Below are 21,021 nucleotides of genomic sequence, written 5' to 3' on the forward strand. Positions count from 1 at the left end.
GGAAGTCGCATTCCTCTGCGGCGTGAGGCGTGAAAAAGCTTTGGGGTGGACGGTTTACGAAAACAGCGGAAGAATGGGTCGACGAGTTTGGTGCGTCGATCCCGTTCGACCAAGAGCTCGTCGAAGAAGATATTGAAGGCAGCCTCGCCCATGTGACGATGCTCGGCGAGTGCGGCATTCTGCCGGCGGACGACGTCGAAAAAATTAAAGGCGGGCTTTTGCGCCTGCTCGAAAAAGCGAAGCGTGGGGAGCTTGAGTTTTCCGTCGCGTATGAAGACATTCATTTAAACATTGAAAAAATGTTGATTGACGACATCGGCCCGGTCGGCGGCAAGCTGCACACCGGACGGAGCCGGAACGACCAAGTGGCGACCGATATGCATCTATATTTGCGCAAGCGCGTCGAAGAGATTCTCGGCCTCATCCGCGGGCTGCAGCGGGCGCTTGTGTCTCAAGCCGAGAAGCATGTCGAAACGATCATGCCGGGGTATACGCATTTGCAGCGGGCGCAGCCGATTTCGTTCGCCCATCATCTGCTGGCGTATGTTTGGATGTTGGAGCGCGATTATGAGCGGTTTTCCGAGTCGCAAAAGCGCATCAACAAGTCGCCGCTTGGCGCCGGGGCGCTCGCCGGCACGACGTTTCCGATCGACCGGCAGCGGACGGCCGAGCTTTTGGGCTTTGCCGATAGTTACGAAAACAGCTTGGACGCCGTGAGCGACCGCGATTTCATCATCGAATTTCTAAGCAACAGTTCGATGCTTATGATGCACTTGTCGCGGCTCGCTGAGGAGCTTATCCTTTGGTCAAGCCAAGAATTTCAATTCATTGAGCTCGATGACGCGTTCGCGACCGGCAGCAGCATCATGCCACAAAAGAAAAACCCGGACATGGCCGAGCTCATCCGCGGCAAAACGGGCCGCGTGTACGGCCACTTAATGGCCTTGTTGACGGTGATGAAAGGGCTGCCGCTTGCTTACAACAAAGATATGCAAGAGGATAAAGAAGGCATGTTTGATACGGTGAAGACGGTCATCGGGTCGCTGAAAATTTTCACCGGCATGATTGAAACGATGAACGTGCGCGCGGATGTGATGGAGCGGGCGACGAAACAAGACTTTTCGAACGCGACCGAGCTCGCCGACTACTTGGCCGCCAAAGGCGTGCCGTTCCGCGAAGCGCATGAGGTCGTCGGCAAGCTCGTCTTGCGCTGCATCGAACAAGGCGTCTTTTTGGCCGATTTGCCGCTTGAGGTATATAAGGAAGCATCGCCGCTGTTTGAGGAAGACATTTATGACGCCCTCAATCCGCGCACGGCCGTCAACCGCCGCAACAGCGCCGGCGGCACCGGGTTCGCGGAAGTGCTTGCCGCGCTTGAAAAAGCGAAAGAACGATTGGGAGGCTAACCGAAAAAGGTACTCTCCCCTTAAGAAAGACACAATTATCGTGTGGCAGAGAAACAGCTGGCTACTTATATAGCGATGAGGCAAGGGGGCTGACCGAAAAGGTGCTCTCCCTTCAAGAAAGATACAACCTATCGTGTGGCAGGGAAGCGGCTGTTGTTTATCGTAGCGATGAGAGAGGGTGTCCCGGTCCGTTCGGGACACCCCCGTTACATCGTGCATACCGCTTCCCGGCATCGTGTCTCAAATAGAAAAACGTTGCTACATTGCCCACATTTATTCATCGGTCAAAGGAAACCGCTGTTTTTCCCACCCTTCTCGAAGGCTAGTGATTTAAGGAAGCAGGCCGCTTCCCGACCTCGTTTCTCAAATCGAAAAGCTCTGCCGCACCAAGATCGCCTTTCGTACGCCCCCATTTCAAGAGAAACAACCATTTTTTCCATCCTTCTAGCGAACGTCACTCTTTTCGGGTTCTGACGACCAGCACATCGCATTTGGCATGACGGACGATGTTTTCCGACACGCTGCCGATTAAGAACCGCTCGACCGCGTTCAACCCGGTCGCACCGCAAATGATGAGGTCGGCTTTGTGTTTCGGGGCGACGTCCTTGGCGATTTTTACCTTCGGTGAACCGAACTCGATGTCCGTTTCGACATCGTTGAGCCCCGCGGCGACGGCTTCTTGTTTGTATCGTTCAAGCAGCTCGACCGCGTATTGTTCCGATCGTTTCGTGAAGGTGTAATCAGAAAAGCCCATGGCGGTGTAATCTTGCACATCAATCACATGGGACAAAATGAGCTTCGCCCCATTGCGCTTGGCGATTTGAATCGCTTTTTTTAACGCCCACTCCGCTTCTTTTGAGCCGTCAACGGCGACGACAATCGTGCGATACGTCATCGTCACGGTTCTTCCCTCCCTTTGGATAAAAATGTTATTTCTATAAATCGTATACCCGCCCGATGCCGGCGATAAACTAGGCCATATAGAACGATTGATGAACAAGGGAGGAAATCGACATGGAAAAGCGGAATAACGATTGGCTGTATGATGAGGAAGAAGTGCGGACGATCACCGAACAAATCACGGAATCATATGAGAGCGGCATGATTGACGATAACGAATCGTATTACGATCCGCGCCGGGAGGTCGGTGAATAGCCATAGCGCCAGCGAGCTATGGCTCTTTTTTTGTATTCGCTCCTGTTTATAAAGTAAAATGGAGGAAAGAGAATGGCGAAAAGGAGGAGAAACGGTGCGGCACGCCTTGATTACGGCCGGAGCGAAAGGGCTGGGGAGAAAAGTGACGGAGCTGCTCCTTGATAAAGGGTATTCGGTGACGGTGAACTACCGGAGCGATGAGCAGGCGGTGCGCTCGCTGGCCGAGAAGTACCGCAGCGCCGCTGACCGCCTCCAGTTTGTGCGCGGCGATGTGACAAACAAAGACGATTTGGCAGCGCTCGTTGACGCCGCCATGGAGCGGTTCGGCCGCATTGACTGTTTGATTAACAACGCGGGACCGTACATTTTCGAACGGAAAAAATTGGCCGATTATACAGAAGACGAATGGTATGAAATGATAGAAGGCAATTTGAGCGCGGTCTTCCACTTGGTAAGACGGACGATTCCGATTATGCGCCAGCAGCGGTTTGGCCGCATTATCACCTATGGGTTTCAAGGAGCGGCGGATGCGCCGGGGTGGGTGCACCGCTCGGCGTTCGGTGCGGCGAAAGTTGGATTGGTGTCGCTGACGAAAACGATCGCTCTCGAAGAGGCGGAATACGGCATCACCGCCAATATGGTCTGTCCAGGCAACATCGTCGGTGAGATGAAAGAAGCCGGGATCGCCGCTGCCCGTAACAAGCGCGATGCCGAAACGCCTATTGGGCGCCCGGGCACCGGCGAAGACATCGCCCGCGTCATCGCCTTTTTGTGCGAGGACAATTCTGATTTCATCACCGGCGCCGTCATTGACATCACCGGCGGGGCGAACGTCATTTACCGCCATTTTTTCCGGTGAGAACAGCGCCTCCTTTTTCGTTTGCTTTCGCGTGAAACGGGGCACAATAAAAGGAGAAACAGAAAGGAAAAAGGAGGAAAAAACGATGAAGATCGGCATTCCAAAAGAAATCAAAAACAATGAAAACCGCGTCGCCATCACCCCAGCTGGCGTGATGACGCTCGTCAAAGCCGGGCATGACGTGTATGTGGAGACAGAAGCGGGCGCAGGGTCGGGATTTTCCGATTCCGAGTATGAAAAAGCCGGGGCGGTGATTGTGCCAAACGCCGAGGATGCCTGGGCGGCGGAGATGGTGTTGAAGGTGAAGGAGCCGCTTGCCGAAGAGTTTCGTTATTTCCGGCCGGGGCTCATTTTGTTTACGTACTTGCATTTGGCGGCGGCCGAAGCGCTGACGAAAGCGCTCGTCGAGCAAAAGGTGGTCGGCATCGCCTATGAGACGGTGCAGCTTGCCAACGGCTCGCTGCCGCTGTTGACGCCGATGAGCGAGGTGGCGGGCCGCATGTCGGTGCAAGTCGGGGCCCAGTTTCTCGAAAAGCCGCACGGCGGGAAAGGCGTTTTGCTTGGCGGAGTGCCTGGAGTGCGGCGCGGCAAAGTGACGATCATCGGCGGCGGAACGGCGGGGACGAACGCGGCCAAAATCGCGGTCGGCCTTGGCGCGGACGTGACGATCTTGGACATTAACGCCGAGCGGCTGCGCGAGCTCGACGATTTGTTCGGCGATCAAGTCACGACGCTCATGTCCAACCCGTACCATATCGCTGAATGTGTGCGCGAGTCGGATTTGGTTGTCGGCGCTGTTCTCATCCCAGGGGCGAAAGCGCCGAAGCTCGTCACAGAAGAAATGGTGCGCTCGATGACGCTAGGCTCGGTGTTGGTCGATGTCGCCATTGACCAAGGCGGCATTTTTGAAACGACCGACCGCGTCACGACGCACGACGATCCGACCTATGTCAAGCACGGCGTCGTTCATTACGCGGTGGCGAACATGCCGGGCGCCGTCCCGCGCACGTCGACGTTCGCACTCACGAACGTCACGATTCCTTACGCTTTGCAAATCGCCAACAAAGGCTACCGCGCCGCTTGCCTCGACAATCCGGCGCTGGTAAAAGGGATCAATACGCTTGACGGGCACATCGTGTATGAAGCGGTGGCGGCGGCGCACAACATGCCGTATACGGACGTTCATTCGCTGCTGCGAGGTTGACGCTGCTAGACCCGCGGGCCGTGGGTCCGCTTGGCCCAAATGGTCGGTCAAACGCGGCTGGTTCGTTTGCTTGGCGCGCAGCCAAAAGAAACTAAGCGAACGCGATTCCAGATTTGTTTGCTTCAAAAACGCGATTGGCGCTGTCGCAGGGGGAATGGGGAAGAAACACAAGCTGTCCGAGCGGAGCAACAGTCCACCGGCGGACAGCTTGTTTTTTCCTTGGCAGCCGCAGCGGTGCCGGCTACACGATGATCAGTTCTTTGCTGAAGGAGGTCAGCACTTCGATCCCGTTGGCGGTGACGGCGACATCGTCTTCGATGCGCACGCCGCCGGCCGGCGGAACGTAAATGCCCGGCTCGATCGTAAACACCATGCCGGCGGCGAGCGGCGCGCGGTTGGCGCTGTGCAGCGACGGGTATTCGTGAATGTCAATCCCTAAACCATGGCCGACGCGGTGAGTGAAGTACGGACCGTAGCCGGCTTGTTCGATGACGCGGCGGGCGGCGCGGTCGATCTCCCCCATGGCGATTTGCGGGCGGCAAGCATCGATCGCCGCCTGCTGGGCGCGCCGGACGGTTTCGTAAATGAACCGTTGTTCGTCGTCGAGCGTCCGGCAGGCGACGGTGCGGGTAATGTCTGAGCAATACCCGTCGACGACGACGCCTAAGTCGAACAAGACGAAATCGCCCGGAGCGACCGCTGCGGTTCCCGGCGTGCCGTGCGGATCGGCCGTTTTCGCGCCCGTGAGCACGGTCGTCGGGAACGACATCCGTTCGACGCCGAGCTTTTTCAGTTCATATTCAATGACGGCGACAAGTTCGAGCTCCGTCACGCCGGGACGGATGGCCGATACGCCGATTTCGATCGCCTTGTCGGCCAACTTCGCTGCCTGGCGCAACGCCTTCATTTCCCGCTCGTCTTTGATCATTCGGAGCTGGCGCAGCTTTTCCTCGCTGTCGTGCCAGTGGGCGTTTGGAAACAACGCCGCGAGCCGTTCGAAGCGGGCGAGCGACAAATGGTGCTTTTCGACGGCGATGCTAGTTGCCTGAATGTTGCGTTGTCGCAAGTGGCGGTCAATTTCTTTCCACGGGTCGGCGCTGTCATCATAGCCGATCACTGTGCATTCCAAAGCGCTTCGGCGGGCGCGTCGGACTTCCATGTGCGGGCAGACGAGCGCCGGTTCGCCGTCGGGGAACACCAAAAGCGCCAGCAACCGCTCGTGCGGGTCGCACCAAAATCCGCTCAAATAAAAGACGTTGGTGCTTGACGTGATCAAGGCGAATGAACTATGTTGTTGTTGAAGCCAAGAGGAAAATGCTTGCAGCCGTTCGTTCATCGTTTCCTGCCTCTCTTTCTTGCGATCATTCAGTTTGAGCGTACCAAGAAACGGGCCGCTTGTAAATGGGCAGGCAGGAAAAGAAGGAAATGAGCGGGCGGCGGCGAACCATGTGGAGTGGAAAGGAGAGATGTGGGGATGAAAGTCAGCTACCATGGCCATTCGGTCGTCCGCATTGAGACGAACGGAAAAACGATTTTGATCGATCCGTTCATCACCGGCAACGCGACGACCGACTTGAACGCGGCCGACGTCAAAGCGGATGTCATTTTGTTGACGCACGGACATGGGGATCATGTCGGTGACACGGTGGAGATCGCCAAGCGGAACAACGCCCTAGTCGTTGCAACGTTTGAGCTGGCGACGTATTTAAGTTGGCAAGGCGTTGAGACGTTTGGCATGAACATCGGCGGGGCGCGCGAATTTGACTTTGGCACCGTCAAGTTGACGCAGGCGTTCCACAGCTCCGGATTTGTGACGAATGACAAGCAGATCATTTATTTAGGCATGCCGACCGGCATTTTGTTCACCGCCGAAGGCAAAACGATTTACCATGCCGGCGACACCGGGCTGTTTTCCGACATGAAACTGATCGGCGAGCGCCATTCCATCGATGTCGCCTTCCTGCCGATCGGGGACAGCTTCACGATGGGGCCGGAAGATGCGGCCGTGGCCGCCGAGTGGCTCGGAGCCAAGCTCGTCGTGCCGATTCATTACAATACGTTCCCGCCGATCGCCCAAGACCCGGAACGGTTCGTTTCTCTCCTCCCGCCGGGGGTTGGCCGCGCCCTGAAGCCGGGCGAAAGCATCGAGCTGTAGCGCGTCGCTGGTGAGCGGAGCGGTTTGATGGGGACGGTGGCGCGAAAAGGGGTGGAAGAGAGGAAAGGAATTCGCCTTTCCTCTCTTTTTGTCCTGTGAATCTTCCCGTTTCCGTCGGACCGATGGACGAAGAGGCGACTTTGTGGCGCAAAACGACCAGCTTCCGCCACCGCGGTGCGGTTCGCCGGGTTTTCTCCCGTTGAATCGCGGCCGTTGCGGCCGTTATAATGAAAGTAACAACAGGCAAAGGGTGAAGAACCGTTGGCGACAAAACACGAACAAATTTTGGAATACATCCATCGGCTGCCGATTGGCGAGAAAATTTCCGTGCGCCAGATCGCCAAAGAAATGGGTGTGAGCGAAGGAACGGCGTACCGGGCGATCAAAGATGCCGAAAACAAAGGGTATGTGAGCACGATTGAACGTGTCGGCACGATCCGGATTGAGAAAAAGCGCAAGGAGAACATCGAGAAGCTCACTTACGCTGAGGTGGTCAACATCGTTGACGGGCAAGTGCTTGGCGGACGTGAAGGGCTTCATAAGACGCTCAACCGCTTTGTCATCGGCGCCATGCAGCTCGAAGCGATGATGCGTTATACCGGGGCGGGCGATCTGCTCATCGTCGGCAACCGGACGAAGGCGCACGAGCTGGCGCTGCAAGCCGGAGCGGCCGTGCTCATCACAGGCGGGTTTGACACGGCCGACCATGTCAAAAAGCTCGCCGATGAGCGGCAGCTGCCGATCATTTCGACGAGCTATGACACGTTTACGGTCGCGACGATGATCAACCGCGCCATTTACGATCAGCTCATTAAAAAAGAAATCGTGCTCGTTGAAGATATTATTATTCCAGTGGAAAAAACCGCGTACTTGCGCGTCGACGATCCGGTTGAGCGCTGGTACGCATTAAACAAGGAAACACGCCATAGCCGTTTCCCGGTCGTCGATGAAGATTGGAAAGTGCAGGGGATCGTGACGGCGAAAGATGTGCTCGATATGGATCGACAGCTGCCGATTGAAAAAGTGATGACGAAGCAGCCGATCACTGTCAGTGGAAAAACATCGGTCGCCTTTGCGTCTCACATTATGGTATGGGAAGGGATTGAGCTGCTTCCAGTGGTCGACGACCACCATCGGTTGCAAGGGATCATCAGCCGCCAAGATGTGTTAAAAGCGCTGCAGATGGCGCAGCGCCAGCCGCAAGTTGGGGAGACGATCGATGACCTCATCACCGCCCAGTTTCGCGAGTCCGGCGACAAAGAAACGCTGTTCCGCTGCACGATCACACCGCAGATGACGAACTATTTAGGCACGCTCTCGTACGGCGTGTTTACGACGATCGTCACCGAAGCGGCGGCGCGCATGCTGCGGGCGTACAAGCGCGGCGATTTGGTAATGGAAAACCTTACCGTCTACTTCATCAAACCGGTGCAGATTGATAGCACGGTCGACGTGCGAGCGAAGCTTTTAGAGCTCGGGCGCAAGTTTGGGAAAGTGGATGTCGAAGTGTACAATGAAGGCGATCTTGTCGGCAAGGCGATGATGATGTGCCAGCTGATCGATCGATGAACGGGCAAGGCAGCCAACAGCAATCCAGGCCCCGTTTTTGATCGCAACGAGCCCAAACAGCAAGGGGACGGCAAGGCAAACGAAAAGGATGCCCGCTTTCTGTCCGGGACATCCTTTTCCTTGTGCCGCCCGTTGTCAGCGCCAAACGGCCTTACTTTTGTTTGGCCGCCTCCGCTTCCTCGACCGCTTGGGGCAAGTAGTAGCGGTAGGCGCGGTAGCCGGCCCAAGCGCTGGCAAAGCCTAAGATGATAAAAATGGCGGCGATGATATACGTCACCGTTGTCTGATACAAAAACAATTGGTTGATTCCGAACAAGGCGACGAACAGCCCGAGCGCCACGCTCGCTTTCGCCGAGAGAAAGCGGCGCTCGATCGGACGTTCCGAACGGACGTAGCGGATTTTATAATAGACGTAAAACGAAAAGGAAAATATAATGAAAATAACCAAAGCTGGCATGGTGGATCCCTCCGTTGTCCATTTCGTTTTCCATTGTACATAGAAGCAGGGAAAAAGGCCAGCGGTTGACTATGACAGGTGACGAAAAAGGGGAAAAACGAATGAAACCGGTTCAGCAACAAATTGTTGATGCGATTCGCGAGTTTGACACGATCATCATCCATCGCCACGTGCGCCCGGATCCGGACGCGTACGGATCGCAGGGCGGGTTGGCGGCGCTGCTGCGGGCGTCGTTTCCAAACAAGCGGGTGTATGCGGTGGGGACGGACGACCCGTCGTTGTCCTTTTTACGCCAAATGGATGTCATTGACGATGCGGTCTATGAGCAGGCGCTCGTCATCGTCTGTGACACAGCCAACGAGGAACGGATTTGCGACAGCCGCTACCGGCTCGGGCGAAAGCTCATTAAAATCGATCATCATCCGAACGACACGCCGTATGGCGACATCATGTGGGTCGACACCGCCGCCAGTTCGACAAGCGAGATGATCTATGAGTTGTATTTGTCTGGGAAAGACGAAGGGCTGACGATGACCGCTGAGGCGGCGCGCCTCATTTACGCCGGCATTGTCGGCGATACGGGCCGCTTTTTATTTCCGCGCACGAGCGAAAAAACGTTCCGCTACGCCGGGGAGCTCATTTCGTACGGTTTTTCGCTGACGGAATTGTACGACGGATTGTATCGAACGAGCTTGCCGCTTGCCCGCTTAAGCGGCTATGTGCTTTCGAACTTTACGATCGAAGAAGGAGTGGCGGCCGTCAAAATGCCGCGGGCGCTGCTTGAGGAATATGGGGTCACCCCGCTCGAGGCGTCGCAGCTCGTCAGCTTGCTCGGCAATATCGACGGTATCATCGCTTGGGTGTTTTTTATTGAGGAGGAGAAGGACATCCGCGTCCGCTTCCGCTCGAAAGGACCGATCGTCAACACAGTCGCCAAACGCTACGGCGGCGGCGGCCATCCGCTCGCAGCCGGCGCGTCCATCGCGTCATGGGAAGAAGCGGATCGCGTTGTTGAGGACGTGAAGGCCATCTGCCGCGCTGAGCGGTAGCCTCAACGCTATTATTCTAGCGCCTGCCGCGGCATGCGGTTTGAAGTGCTGTCACCCGTCGGCGGGGCGTCGCGCTTGCGGTGGCGACGCTGAGTGGGGATTGCGCTTCCGGGTGGCTGTTTTTAGGCGAGGCTGGATGCTGAGCACGGATTCTGTTTGGGTTGCTGTCACCCGGCGGCGGGGCGCTGGGCGTGCGGTAGCGCTGAGCAGGGATTCCGCTTGAGAATTGCGGTCACCCGGCTTCGGGATGTTGCGCGTGCGGCGGCGCTGGGAAAAGGGCCCCGCCCGCTTCGGGCCGCTTCTTTTGCCGCCGGCGCGCGAAGGCGTGTCGGATTACGGGAGCGGCGTTACTTTTACTTCAACCGCTAAAACGGTGAAAATGGTGAGGGTGTGAAGTTGCAGCCGGTATTGTTTTTCATGGATTGAGAACGTTTTGTTCTCGACGGCCCGCTTGATCAATTCGCGGCTGTTGTACACTGTTTCAATGTCCTTTGTAATTAAATGGGACAAGTCTTCTTTGACGCTGTCTTCGATGCGGAATGTCGTGTACGAATCAAATTTATACTGCTCAGCATTGGCGAGATGAACAGTGATGTCTTGGACGGTCAGCTTTTTTTTCATTTCTTTGTTGTAATGAATATAATCTTCCTGCCAGATGCGAATCTCTTTTTGCAGATCGGCGATTTGCTCGTTCAGCTCATTGACATGCCGCACTTGTTTTTCTTGCAGAACGCCGAAAATGTATAAAAAGACGAACCAACTGATCAGCGCTCCGATCGCGACGCCGGCAAAAAAGCGTTGCCATGATGGGGATTGATAATACGGAGGAATTCTCATGGCGAAATGTGCTCCTGCGTCAGCCACGTAACGATGGCTACCCCTGTTTGCGCGCCGCCCATGGCAGACAAAATGAGCAAAAATTGGCGCACAATATCTTTCGTTTCGCCAAGAAACAGCCCCCGTTCGACGACATAAAACGTATCAAACGTCCCGCCGATGGCGGCCACCACCGCCCAAATGCGCAAATCGCCGGCGAACCGATACATGGCGGTCAGCGGTTGGCCGCCGCTCAAAAAAGCGCCGAGCGCGCCGATCACGGCGCCGCCGAGCAGCACGCCGACCGCGATAAAATAGCTTTGAATAAACGCCGGCAAAAAAGCCACTTTTTCGTTCATCGGTTTCCCCGTCCTTTCTTTATTTATGTATATCAGGCCATCGGACGCAATATGTAGCGGAAGAGAAAGTTTTCGCCCGCGAAACGGAGAGGGGGAGGACCATGTCGTTCGTTCATTTGCATGTGGTCAGCGCGTATAGCTTGCTGCAAAGCGCGGCGACGGTCGAGGCGCTTGCGGCCAAAGCGAAACAGCTCGGCTATGAGGCGTTGGCGCTCACCGACCGCCATGTGCTGTATGGCGCCATTCCGTTTTACCGGGAGTGCGAGCAGCACGGCCTCCGCCCCATCATCGGCATGATGACGGATGTCATCCTCGAGGGAGATGAAGCGGCATTTCCGCTCGTCCTGCTGGCTGCCAATGAGGAAGGATACCGCCATTTAATCGAAATCAGCACAGCGGTGCAAATGGGGGAGGAAAAGCGCATTCACGAGGACGTCCTCCGCCGCTTGAACGGGGGAATCATGGCCATCACGCCAGGGCCTAACGGGCGGGTCGAATCGCTGCTCGCCGCTGGGGATGTGGCGCGGGCGAAAGAGACGTTGTTCCGCTACCGCCAGCTGTTTGCTGGCCGCCTGTATATCGCCATCCAGCGCGGCGAGCGGTGGCGCGGGCCGTATGAGGACGGGCTGCGGCGGCTCGCGGAGGAGCTCGGGATTCCGCCCGTTGCGACGAACGATGTCCGCTACGTGGAGCGCGAGGATGCGCTTGCGTTTCGCTGCTTGCAGGCGCTGAGCCGCGGGGTACCGCTCGCAAACATTGCCGAAGAGGACGGGCGTCACTTGGCGGCGCCGGACGAGATGGCCCGCCGCTTTGCCGATTGGCCGGAGGCGCTTGCCAACAGCATCGAGATCGCCAATCAGTGCGCGCTCCGCCTCGAGTTTGGTCGCCGGCGGCTGCCGAAGTTCCCGGTGCCGGATGGGGAAACGGCGGATGGCTATTTGCGCCGCCTTTGCGAACAAGGACTCGCTCGCCGCGTGCCGTCAGCGGATGCGCGCTATTGGCGGCGGTTGGAGCACGAGTTGGCTATCATTGAATCGCTTCGTTTCAGCGACTATTTTTTGATCGTCGCCGATGTGCTCGCCTACGCGCGCCGGCGCGGCATCATGACCGGACCGGGCCGCGGCTCGGCTGCCGGCTCACTTGTCGCTTACGCGTTGTCGATCACCGATGTTGATCCGCTGGAATACGGGCTGTTGTTCGAGCGGTTTTTAAACCCGGAGCGCGTGTCGGTGCCGGATATTGACTTGGACTTTCCCGACGATCGACGCGAGGAAATGATTCGTTACGTCGCCGACAAATACGGTCATGATCGCGTCGCGCAAATCATTACGTTCGGCACGTTCGGCGCCAAAGCGGCGCTGCGCGAGACGGCGAAGGCGCTCGGCCTTCCCGGGGAGGAAACGGAGCGGGTGATCGCGCTGCTGCCCAACCGGCAAGGACTCACGATTCGTCGCTGGCATGACGAATCGGCTGCCTTTCGTCGGGCGGTTAGCGCCGTTCGCGGCGGGGATCGTTGGCTTTTTGTAGCGCAAAAACTGGAAGGCTTGCCGCGCCACACGTCGATTCACGCCGCCGGCGTCATCATCAGCCCCGAGCCGCTGCTCGCCCATGTGCCGTTGCAGCCTAGCCACGGCCCATGGCCGCTCACGCAATACGCGATGGGCGCGCTTGAGGCGCTCGGGTTGTTGAAAATCGATATTCTCGGGTTGCGCACGTTGACGCTGATCGGCCGGATGGCGCGCCTCGTCGAGCGGCAGACGGGGCGGCCGTTTGCGGTTGACGCGCTGCCGCTCGATGATGCCAAAACGTACGCGCTCCTTAGTTCGGGGGACACGAACGGCATTTTTCAGCTCGAATCCGCGGGAATGAAGCGCGTGCTTGCTGAACTGCGGCCGTCCGAGTTTGAGGATTTGGTCGCGGTCAACGCGTTGTACCGCCCCGGCCCGATGGAGATGATCCCTGTTTACATTCGGCGCAAGCGCGGCGAAGAGCCGGTGTCGTATGCGCACCCGGATCTCGCTCCCATTTTGGCGCCGACTTACGGTGTATTGATTTATCAGGAGCAAATTATGCAAATCGCTGCCCGGCTGGCGGGCTTTTCGCTCGGACAAGCGGACGTGCTCCGGCGGGCGGTGGCGAAAAAGGAAAAGGCGCTGTTGGCCGAGCAGAAAGAGGCGTTTGTCGCCGGCTGCCTTGCGAACGGTTACGCAGAGGACGTGGCCGAGGAGCTGTACCGGCACATCGTTCGTTTTGCCCATTATGGTTTTAATCGAAGCCACGCGGTCAGCTATGCGCGGCTGTCGTATGCGATGGCGTATATTAAAGCGCATTATCCGCTCTGTTTTTATGCGGTCATGTTGACGGATGCGGCCGGCGATCGGGAAACGATGGCGCTTTACAGACGCGAGGCGGAGCGGAAGGGCCTTCCGGTTTTGCCGCCGTCGATCAACCGGAGCGGCTATCGGTTTGCGATCGAAGGGGAGGCGATCCGCACGGGGCTTTCGGCGGTGAAGCATGTCGGCTCGGCTGCGAAGCCCATCATCGATGAGCGAAAAGCGCACGGGGCGTTTGCCGACTTTTTCGACTTTGCCGTTCGCCTGCTGCCGAAAGGATTGGCGCGTCCGGCGCTGGAGGCGCTGATTTCTGCCGGCGCCTTCGATGAATTTGGAGTCGAGCGCGCCGTCCTTTCAGCGAGCATTGAGATCGCCGCCGAACATGCCGAATGGCTGAGCGCGTATGGGGGAGCGATCGGATTTTCACCCCAGCCGAAATACGCCGAGGCCAAACCGTGGACGCCCAGCGAGCGCCGCCGCCGGGAGAGAGAATGTCTCGGTTTTGCCGTCACCCCGCATCCAGCGGCGGTATGCCGACCGTTGTTTCAGGCGGCGCATGCCGTGTTCGCCGCTGAGGCGGACGGCCCGTCCGTGGTGGTCGGGGGGGCGGTCGCGCAGCTGCGGAAAACGCGGACGAAGTTTGGCGAGGAGATGGCGTTTTTGACCATCGGCGATGAAAGCGGAGAAGTGGAGGCGGTCGCTTTTCCACCGATATATGCCCGCGCTGCTGCTGAGCTCGTGGAGGGAGCGTTCGTTTTGCTTTCCGGGACGATGGAAAGGCGCGGAGGACGGCGCCAGCTCGTCATCCGCCGCGCGTGGGGCTTGCCGGTGTCGGCGCTCTACATCAATGCCAGCGGCGCGGACAGCGGCCGGCTCGCTGCGCTGAAACAGCTGCTTGAACAGCATAGCGGCCGCACGCCTGTTTACTTGTATGACGAACGTAAACGCGCGCTTCTCCGCCTGCCGGAGCGGTATGCGGTAGCTTTGACGGCACCCTTTGTCGATGAACTGATCGCTTTGTTCGGATTTGGCGCCGTTGCCGTCAAATAAATCGCTCTTTACGGAAAAGCTCCATGGGCAGAGTGATCTGCCCTCCATCCGGGGATGAAAATCCGCACCAGTGCGGCATTTTCACGGAAAGGCTCCATGGGCAGCGCGATCTGCCCTCCACTTTTCTTTTTCGGTGTTGCAGTATAAACCAGGAAACCGATACAATGGATCATAAAGGAGGGGCTCCCTCATGTGGAAAGACTTATTTGGCAAAAAGAAAAAATACGCGCCGCTGCCTGCCGAACAACTGAAGCATGAAGTTCCGGAAGGCGTGATGACGAAATGTCCGCAATGCAAAAAAATCATGTATACGAAAGAATTGGTCAAAAACTTGCGCGTCTGCCTAAGCTGCGGCTACCATCACCCGCTGCCGGCGCGCGAGCGAATTGCCAGCGTGCTTGATGACGGCAGCTTCCGCGAGTATGACGCCGATATGATCTCGGTCAATCCGCTCGGTTTTCCGGGCTATAGCGAAAAGCTGGAAGAAGACCGGCGCAAGTCCGGACTGAACGAGGCGGTCGTCACCGGCGAAGGGACGCTTGACGGCCATCCGCTCGTCATAGCTGTCATGGATTCGTCGTTCCGCATGGGCAGCATGGGCTCGGTTGTCGGCGAAAAAATCGCCCGCGCCGTTGAACGGGCGAGGGAGCAAGGCGTGCCGTTTCTCATTTTCACCGCGTCCGGCGGCGCCCGCATGCAAGAAGGGGTGCTAAGCCTCATGCAAATGGCGAAAACGAGCGCCGCGCTCAAACGATTCAGCAACAGCGGCGGCTTGTTCATTTCCGTCATGACCCATCCGACAACCGGCGGTGTATCGGCGAGCTTTGCCTCGCTTGGGGATTATAACTTTGCCGAACCGGGGGCGCTCATCGGCTTTGCCGGCCGCCGCGTCATCGAGCAGACGGTGCGCGAAGAGCTGCCGGAAGACTTCCAGACGGCGGAGTTTTTGCTGAAGCACGGGCAGCTGGATGCTGTCATCCATCGTCATGAGCTGAAGGAAAAGCTGGCCGTTGTGCTGGCGATTCATAACGGAGGAGGGGAAGCGGGATGGTGGCGGAATTAGAATTTGAAAAGCCGCTGGTCGAGTTGCGCCGCAAAATTCAAGAGTTGAAAGAGTTTATGAAAACGGCAGACGTTGACTTATCGGTGGAAATCGAAAAGCTGGAGGCGCGCCTAGCCAAATTGGAAAACGAAGTGTACGCGAACTTGACGCCGTGGGATCGCGTGCAAATCGCCCGCCATCCGCAACGGCCGACGACGCTCGATTACATCGAGCGGCTGTTTACAAACTTTCTCGAGTGCCACGGCGACCGCTGCTTCGGCGATGACGAAGCGATCGTCGGCGGCATTGCCATGTACGACGGGCTTCCGGTGACGGTGATCGGCCACCAGCGCGGCAAAGATACGAAAGAAAATTTGCGCCGCAATTTCGGCATGCCGCACCCCGAAGGCTACCGGAAAGCGCTGCGGCTCATGAAGCAGGCGGAAAAGTTTTCCCGTCCGATCATTTGCTTCATTGATACAAAAGGCGCCTATCCGGGCAAAGCGGCGGAAGAGCGCGGGCAAAGCGAGGCGATCGCCCGCAACTTGTTTGAAATGGCGGGACTCACCGTGCCGGTTGTCTGCATCGTCATCGGTGAAGGCGGAAGCGGTGGGGCGCTGGCGCTTGGCGTCGGCAACCATATTCATATGCTGGAAAACTCCACGTACTCGGTCATCTCGCCGGAAGGGGCGGCGGCGATTTTGTGGAAAGACGCCTCATTGGCGCAGCGGGCGGCGGAAACGATGAAAATCACCGCTCATGACTTAAAAGCGCTTGGCGTTATTGATGAAATCATTCCGGAAGTGAAAGGCGGCGCCCACCGCAATGCCGATGAACAGGCGAAAGAAATCGACCGCGTGCTGCGCGCTTCGCTGAAAGAGCTGCTGGCGCTCGACGGCGAGGCGCTCGTGGAACAGCGCTACGAAAAATTTAAACAAATGGGCCGCGTCTCGTTTTTACAAGAGACGATTCGGGCAAGATAAGAAACAAGCTGTCCTCCGCTGGCGGGACAGCTTTGTTCTGTCTAAACAATGGCGTCTCAACACATGATCCGGTTCCCTATGGACAGCTTTGTTCTGTTTAAAAAATCGCCCCTTGTAAGCTGTTTCAGCGTGCGTTCCCTGTTGTGTTCAACAGGCGTTCATGGTACATTAGGAATGTTTAGAGGCGACAGACGTATGAGGTCGGACGTGTGCAATTCGAGACAAATGAGGTGGAAGTGATGAAACGGATTGGTGTATTGACGAGCGGCGGCGACTCGCCGGGCATGAACGCGGCCATTCGCGCGGTCGTCCGCAAAGCCATTTACCACGGCGTCGAAGTGTACGGCGTGTATCATGGCTATGCCGGGCTGATTGCCGGCAATATCAAAAAGCTTGAAGTCGGCGATGTCGGGGATATTATCCATCGCGGCGGCACGATTCTTTATACCGCCCGCTGTCCGGAGTTTAAGACGGAGGAAGGGCAGAAAAAAGGGATCGAACAGCTGAAACAACACGGCATTGAAGGGCTGGTCGTCATCGGCGGTGACGGGTCCTACCAAGGGGCAAAAAAATTGACCGAGCATGGCTTTCCGTGCGTCGGCGTGCCCGGGACGATCGACAACGATATCCCGGGGACGGATTTTACCATCGGGTTTGATACGGCGTTGAACACCGTTATTGACGCCATTGACAAAATTCGCGACACGGCGACGTCGCATGAGCGGACGTATGTCATTGAAGTCATGGGCCGTCATGCCGGCGACATTGCCTTATGGTCGGGGCTTGCCGGCGGGGCGGAGACGATTTTGATCCCGGAAGCGGACTACGATATGGATGATATCATCGCTCGCTTGAAGCGCGGCCATGAACGCGGCAAAAAACATAGCATCATCATCGTCGCCGAAGGAGTCGGCAGCGGCGTTGACGTTGGGCGGCAAATTCAAGAGGCGACCGGTTTTGAGACGCGCGTGACGGTGCTTGGCCACGTGCAGCGCGGCGGATCGCCGACGGCGTTTGACCGCGTGTTAGCGAGCCGTCTCGGCGCCCGGGCGGTCGAACTTTTGCTTGAAGGCAAAGGCGGCCGTTGCGTCGGCATCCAAAACAACCGGCTCGTCGACCATGACATCGCCGAAGCGTTGAGCCAAATTCATACGATCGATCAGCGGATGTATGCGTTGTCGAAAGAGCTGTCGATTTAACGGTTTTGAAAACCATCTCCCGGCGCCAAGAAAGGGCGAGCGGCGGTCCCATGGGCCCGCCGGGAGAGGAAGCACGGTTGGCAATCATTGACGAATATGCTAGTCTATGAGTAGAGCAGACATTTCGGAATGAAAGACAGCGTAGTCGGGATAGTGTCTTGCCGTTTGGCAAACACGCCCAAGCCGCTTGAAGCCCCCGCCTGTTCGGAAGCGGCGGGGAGTTCACTTCCCGAGGGGAAAGGAAGAAGAAGCGATGAAGCGGAAAACGAAAATTGTTTGTACGATTGGGCCGGCAAGCGAAAGCGTGGACAAGCTCGTGCAATTGATCGAGGCAGGCATGAACGTAGCGCGCCTCAACTTTTCGCACGGCGATCATGAAGAACACGGGAGGCGCATTGCCAACATTCGCACAGCGGCGCAGCAAACCGGGAAAACGGTGGCGATTTTGCTTGACACAAAAGGTCCGGAAATTCGCACGCATAACATGGAAAACGGCGCCATCGAGCTGAAGGAAGGCGCGAGGCTCGTCATTTCGATGAACGAAGTGCTCGGGACCCGAGACAAAATTTCCATCACTTATCCGGGACTGATCGATGACGTATCCGTCGGCTCGACCATTTTGCTCGATGATGGGCTGATCGGCCTCGAAGTCACGGCGATCGATAAAGAAGCGGGGGAAATAGTCACCACCGTCTTAAACGGCGGGGTTCTGAAAAACAAAAAAGGGGTCAACGTTCCCGGCGTGCGCGTCAATTTGCCGGGCATCACCGACAAAGATCGCGCTGACATTTTGTTCGGCATCCGCCAGGGGATCGACTTCATCGCTGCGTCGTTCGTGCGCCGGGCGTCCGATGTGTTGGAAATCCGCGAGCTGCTTGAAGCGAACGATGCGCTCGGCATCCAAATCATCGCCAAAATCGAAAACGAAGAAGGCGTGGCCAACATCGATGAAATTTTGGAAGCAGCCGACGGCCTCATGGTGGCACGCGGCGACTTAGGCGTAGAAATTCCGGCTGAGGAAGTCCCCCTCATCCAAAAAATGCTCATTAAAAAATGCAACATGCTCGGCAAGCCGGTCATTACAGCGACGCAAATGCTTGATTCAATGCAGCGCAACCCGCGTCCGACGCGGGCGGAGGCCAGCGACGTCGCCAACGCCATTTTTGACGGCACGGATGCGGTCATGCTGTCCGGGGAGACGGCAGCCGGCCAGTACCCGGTTGAAGCGGTCCGCACGATGCACCAAATCGCGCTTCGCACCGAACAGGCGTTGGAGCACCGCGACATGTTGTCGCAGCGCACGAAAGAGAGCCAAACGACGATCACCGATGCCATCGGCCAGTCGGTCGCCCATACGGCGCTGAATTTAGATGTCGCCGCGATCGTCACGCCGACAGTGAGCGGAAAAACGCCGCAGATGGTGGCCAAATACCGTCCGAAAGCGCCGATTATCGCCGTCACCTCAGACGAGGCGGTATCGCGTCGGTTAGCGCTCGTCTGGGGCGTCTATACGAAAGAGGCGCCGCATGTGAACACGACGGATGAAATGTTGGATGTGGCCGTCGATGCGGCGGTGCGCTCCGGTTTGGTCAAGCACGGCGACTTGGTCGTGATCACCGCCGGCGTGCCGGTCGGCGAAACCGGTTCGACGAACTTGATGAAAGTGCACGTCATCAGCGATCTGCTCGCCAAAGGGCAAGGCATCGGCCGCAAGTCGGCGTTCGGCAAGGCGGTCGTCGCCAAAACGGCGGAAGAGGCGTGCCGAAAAATGGTGGAAGGCGGCATTTTGGTCACCATCAGCACCGATGCCGATATGATGCCGGCGCTGGAAAAAGCGGCGGCGATCATCACGGAAGAAGGCGGGCTGACGAGCCATGCGGCCGTCGTCGGGTTAAGCCTCGGCGTTCCGGTCGTCGTCGGGGTCGAGAATGCGACCCGCCTGTTTCAAGACGGACAAGAAATCACGGTCGACGGCGGGTTTGGCGCCATCTACCGCGGACATGCGAGCGTCTTGTAGCCGGTTCACATCAAAAGAGGGTGTCCCCAATGGATGGGAACACCCTCTTTCCTCATCGATTTTTTGTGCCGCGCGATATGTTGAGCCTGTCCTCACGGAAGACGGCTTTTTCCGCCGCCCCCTTTCGCCTAAACGGACAAACGGCAGCTGCGCTCTGTCAGTTATGCGGCCGGCTTGCCGATGATAAACCGCCAAATGTCGCGAAAGACGTTGGCGCTGTGAAGGGTGCGGATGATGACGAGCGCAACCGGCCCGGCGATCAGCCCGAGAAAGCCAAGCAGCTTGAAACCGACGAACAAAGCGATGAGCGTGGCGAGCGGATCAAGGCCGATCGATGAGGAGAGCACTTTCGGTTCCATAATCTGCCGCTGGACGAGCACAACGATATACAAAACGCCAAGGCCGATCGCAAACGGGATGTCGCCGCTCACCGCCGCGTAAATGATCCAAGGGACGAATACGATCCCGGTTCCTAAATACGGCAAAAGATCGACGAACCCGATGATCAAGGCGATGGTAATCGCGTAATCGACGCGCAAAATCAACAGGCCGATTAACACGATGACCGTCGTAATCGAAATGAGCGTCGCCTGCGCTTTCATAAAGCCGAACAGCGCCCGCTTCAAATCGACGAACACCGTTTTGCCGCTTGTGCGAGCTTTCGCGGGCAGCCAGCGCTGCGCCATGCGCATGAGCCGATGCCAGTCTTTGCTGATGAAAAACGTGGCCAGCAGCGAAAAAATAAAGACGGTCGCGATATTGGGCAGCCAGGCGAGAAGCTGGGGAATGTTTCGCAAGATCGTTTGGATAAATTCCCCTACCGTTGTGCCGATTTTTTGCCCTACCGACTGGATGTTTTTCATGATCGTATCTTGCTGCTGGCTGCTTAAACTTTTGAACATGCCCGCCAAATCTTTGTAGATCGGGATGAGCTGATCGGCAACGAACGTTTCGATATACGAAACTAGCGTTTGAAATTTGCTAGGCACGACATCGGCCAAATATTGCGTTCCCGACACGATTTCGGCGATCAACAGCGTCACGATCCCAGCGACGGCGGCGAACAGGACGATGAGCGTGACACTGACCGCCAGCCAGCGCGGCATTTTCGCTTTCCGCTCCAGCCCATCGACGAGCGGATTAATGAGCAGGGCGATGAGGAAAGCGATGATAAACGGGTACGTCAACGTTGCGATGTAATACAGCGCCCAAACGCTAATGCCGGCGATGGCAACGACGAAAAAAAAGCGCAAAAAACGGTCGACATACACTCGGGACAATGTTTCACCCCCAAACGAATCTCCATATGGATAATATTACACGTTTGTTTACGAAGAAGCAAAAAAACAAGTTTCCTATCCCGCTCGA

Annotated in this window: 18 protein-coding genes; 12 read left to right on the forward strand and 6 right to left on the reverse strand. The window is 57.1% G+C overall.

Annotated elements, in window-relative coordinates:
• Window positions 1-29 precede the first annotated feature (29 nt).
• A complete protein-coding gene (gene argH, locus B4113_RS09265; protein WP_033019518.1) occupies window positions 30-1,406 on the forward strand; it encodes an argininosuccinate lyase in 1,377 nt (458 codons plus the stop codon).
• Between the two features lie 454 nt (window positions 1,407-1,860).
• Here the strand turns inward: argH and B4113_RS09270 are convergent, their stop codons facing one another.
• Window positions 1,861-2,307, reverse strand: a complete 447-nt coding sequence (locus tag B4113_RS09270) for a universal stress protein (RefSeq protein ID WP_033019516.1) — start codon at window positions 2,305-2,307, stop codon at window positions 1,861-1,863.
• Between the two features lie 113 nt (window positions 2,308-2,420).
• Between B4113_RS09270 and B4113_RS20110 the strand changes: the two genes are divergently transcribed.
• The 3 genes from B4113_RS20110 (at window position 2,421) to ald (ending at window position 4,624) form a co-directional block, all read left to right on the forward strand.
• Window positions 2,421-2,561, forward strand: a complete 141-nt coding sequence (locus tag B4113_RS20110; RefSeq protein WP_165570922.1) for a hypothetical protein — start codon at window positions 2,421-2,423, stop codon at window positions 2,559-2,561.
• A 94-nt stretch (window positions 2,562-2,655) separates the two neighbouring features.
• Window positions 2,656-3,420 (forward strand): SDR family oxidoreductase, encoded by a 765-nt coding sequence (locus B4113_RS09275; protein WP_033019509.1) that lies wholly within the window; start codon window positions 2,656-2,658, stop codon window positions 3,418-3,420.
• 85 nt (window positions 3,421-3,505) lie between these two features.
• Window positions 3,506-4,624, forward strand: coding sequence for an alanine dehydrogenase (gene ald, locus B4113_RS09280; protein ID WP_033019507.1), 1,119 nt, complete (start codon window positions 3,506-3,508; stop codon window positions 4,622-4,624).
• A 241-nt stretch (window positions 4,625-4,865) separates the two neighbouring features.
• On the opposite strand, the gene B4113_RS09285 is transcribed toward ald, so the two are convergent.
• Entirely contained in the window at window positions 4,866-5,960 is a 1,095-nt protein-coding gene (locus B4113_RS09285) for a Xaa-Pro peptidase family protein (RefSeq protein WP_033019506.1), read from the reverse strand.
• A 138-nt stretch (window positions 5,961-6,098) separates the two neighbouring features.
• On the opposite strand from B4113_RS09285, the gene B4113_RS09290 reads away from it, so the two are divergent.
• A complete protein-coding gene (locus tag B4113_RS09290; RefSeq protein ID WP_033019505.1) occupies window positions 6,099-6,779 on the forward strand; it encodes a metal-dependent hydrolase in 681 nt (226 codons plus the stop codon).
• A gap of 261 nt (window positions 6,780-7,040) precedes the next feature.
• Window positions 7,041-8,348 (forward strand): CBS domain-containing protein, encoded by a 1,308-nt coding sequence (locus tag B4113_RS09295; protein ID WP_033019504.1) that lies wholly within the window; start codon window positions 7,041-7,043, stop codon window positions 8,346-8,348.
• A gap of 151 nt (window positions 8,349-8,499) precedes the next feature.
• Here the strand turns inward: B4113_RS09295 and B4113_RS09300 are convergent, their stop codons facing one another.
• Window positions 8,500-8,805: a YtpI family protein gene (locus tag B4113_RS09300; protein WP_033019503.1), complete on the reverse strand. Its 306-nt coding sequence runs from the start codon at window positions 8,803-8,805 to the stop codon at window positions 8,500-8,502.
• Window positions 8,806-8,906: 101 nt separating this feature from the next.
• Between B4113_RS09300 and B4113_RS09305 the strand changes: the two genes are divergently transcribed.
• Window positions 8,907-9,854, forward strand: a complete 948-nt coding sequence (locus B4113_RS09305; RefSeq protein ID WP_033844311.1) for a bifunctional oligoribonuclease/PAP phosphatase NrnA — start codon at window positions 8,907-8,909, stop codon at window positions 9,852-9,854.
• 333 nt (window positions 9,855-10,187) lie between these two features.
• Here B4113_RS09305 and ytrI read toward each other — a convergent pair whose 3' ends face one another.
• Both ytrI and B4113_RS09315 read right to left on the reverse strand, forming a co-directional pair.
• On the reverse strand, window positions 10,188-10,691 hold the full coding sequence (gene ytrI / locus B4113_RS09310; protein WP_033019501.1) for a sporulation membrane protein YtrI: 504 nt from the start codon (window positions 10,689-10,691) through the stop codon (window positions 10,188-10,190).
• Window positions 10,688-11,029, reverse strand: coding sequence for a YtrH family sporulation protein (locus tag B4113_RS09315; protein ID WP_033844310.1), 342 nt, complete (start codon window positions 11,027-11,029; stop codon window positions 10,688-10,690). Before B4113_RS09315 ends, ytrI begins: the two co-directional genes overlap by 4 nt.
• 101 nt (window positions 11,030-11,130) lie before the next feature.
• Between B4113_RS09315 and dnaE the strand changes: the two genes are divergently transcribed.
• From dnaE to pyk, 5 genes are all read left to right on the forward strand, one after another.
• Window positions 11,131-14,412, forward strand: coding sequence for a DNA polymerase III subunit alpha (gene dnaE, locus B4113_RS09320; RefSeq protein WP_033844308.1), 3,282 nt, complete (start codon window positions 11,131-11,133; stop codon window positions 14,410-14,412).
• Between the two features lie 190 nt (window positions 14,413-14,602).
• The gene (accD, locus tag B4113_RS09325; protein ID WP_033844307.1) at window positions 14,603-15,475 is read left to right on the forward strand and encodes an acetyl-CoA carboxylase, carboxyltransferase subunit beta; all 873 of its coding nucleotides are present in this window, start codon (window positions 14,603-14,605) and stop codon (window positions 15,473-15,475) included.
• Window positions 15,460-16,437, forward strand: coding sequence for an acetyl-CoA carboxylase carboxyl transferase subunit alpha (gene accA, locus B4113_RS09330; RefSeq protein WP_033844306.1), 978 nt, complete (start codon window positions 15,460-15,462; stop codon window positions 16,435-16,437). Before accD ends, accA begins: the two co-directional genes overlap by 16 nt.
• Before the next feature lie 239 nt (window positions 16,438-16,676).
• Window positions 16,677-17,636, forward strand: a complete 960-nt coding sequence (pfkA, locus tag B4113_RS09335; protein ID WP_033844305.1) for a 6-phosphofructokinase — start codon at window positions 16,677-16,679, stop codon at window positions 17,634-17,636.
• A 253-nt stretch (window positions 17,637-17,889) separates the two neighbouring features.
• Window positions 17,890-19,653 (forward strand): pyruvate kinase, encoded by a 1,764-nt coding sequence (pyk, locus tag B4113_RS09340; protein ID WP_033844304.1) that lies wholly within the window; start codon window positions 17,890-17,892, stop codon window positions 19,651-19,653.
• A 161-nt stretch (window positions 19,654-19,814) separates the two neighbouring features.
• On the opposite strand, the gene ytvI is transcribed toward pyk, so the two are convergent.
• Window positions 19,815-20,933, reverse strand: a complete 1,119-nt coding sequence (gene ytvI / locus B4113_RS09345) for a sporulation integral membrane protein YtvI (RefSeq protein WP_061912417.1) — start codon at window positions 20,931-20,933, stop codon at window positions 19,815-19,817.
• Between the last annotated feature and the right edge of the window lie 88 nt (window positions 20,934-21,021).

Source organism: Geobacillus sp. B4113_201601 (assembly GCF_001587475.1).
GTDB classification, from domain to species: Bacteria; Bacillota; Bacilli; order Bacillales; family Anoxybacillaceae; genus Geobacillus; species Geobacillus icigianus.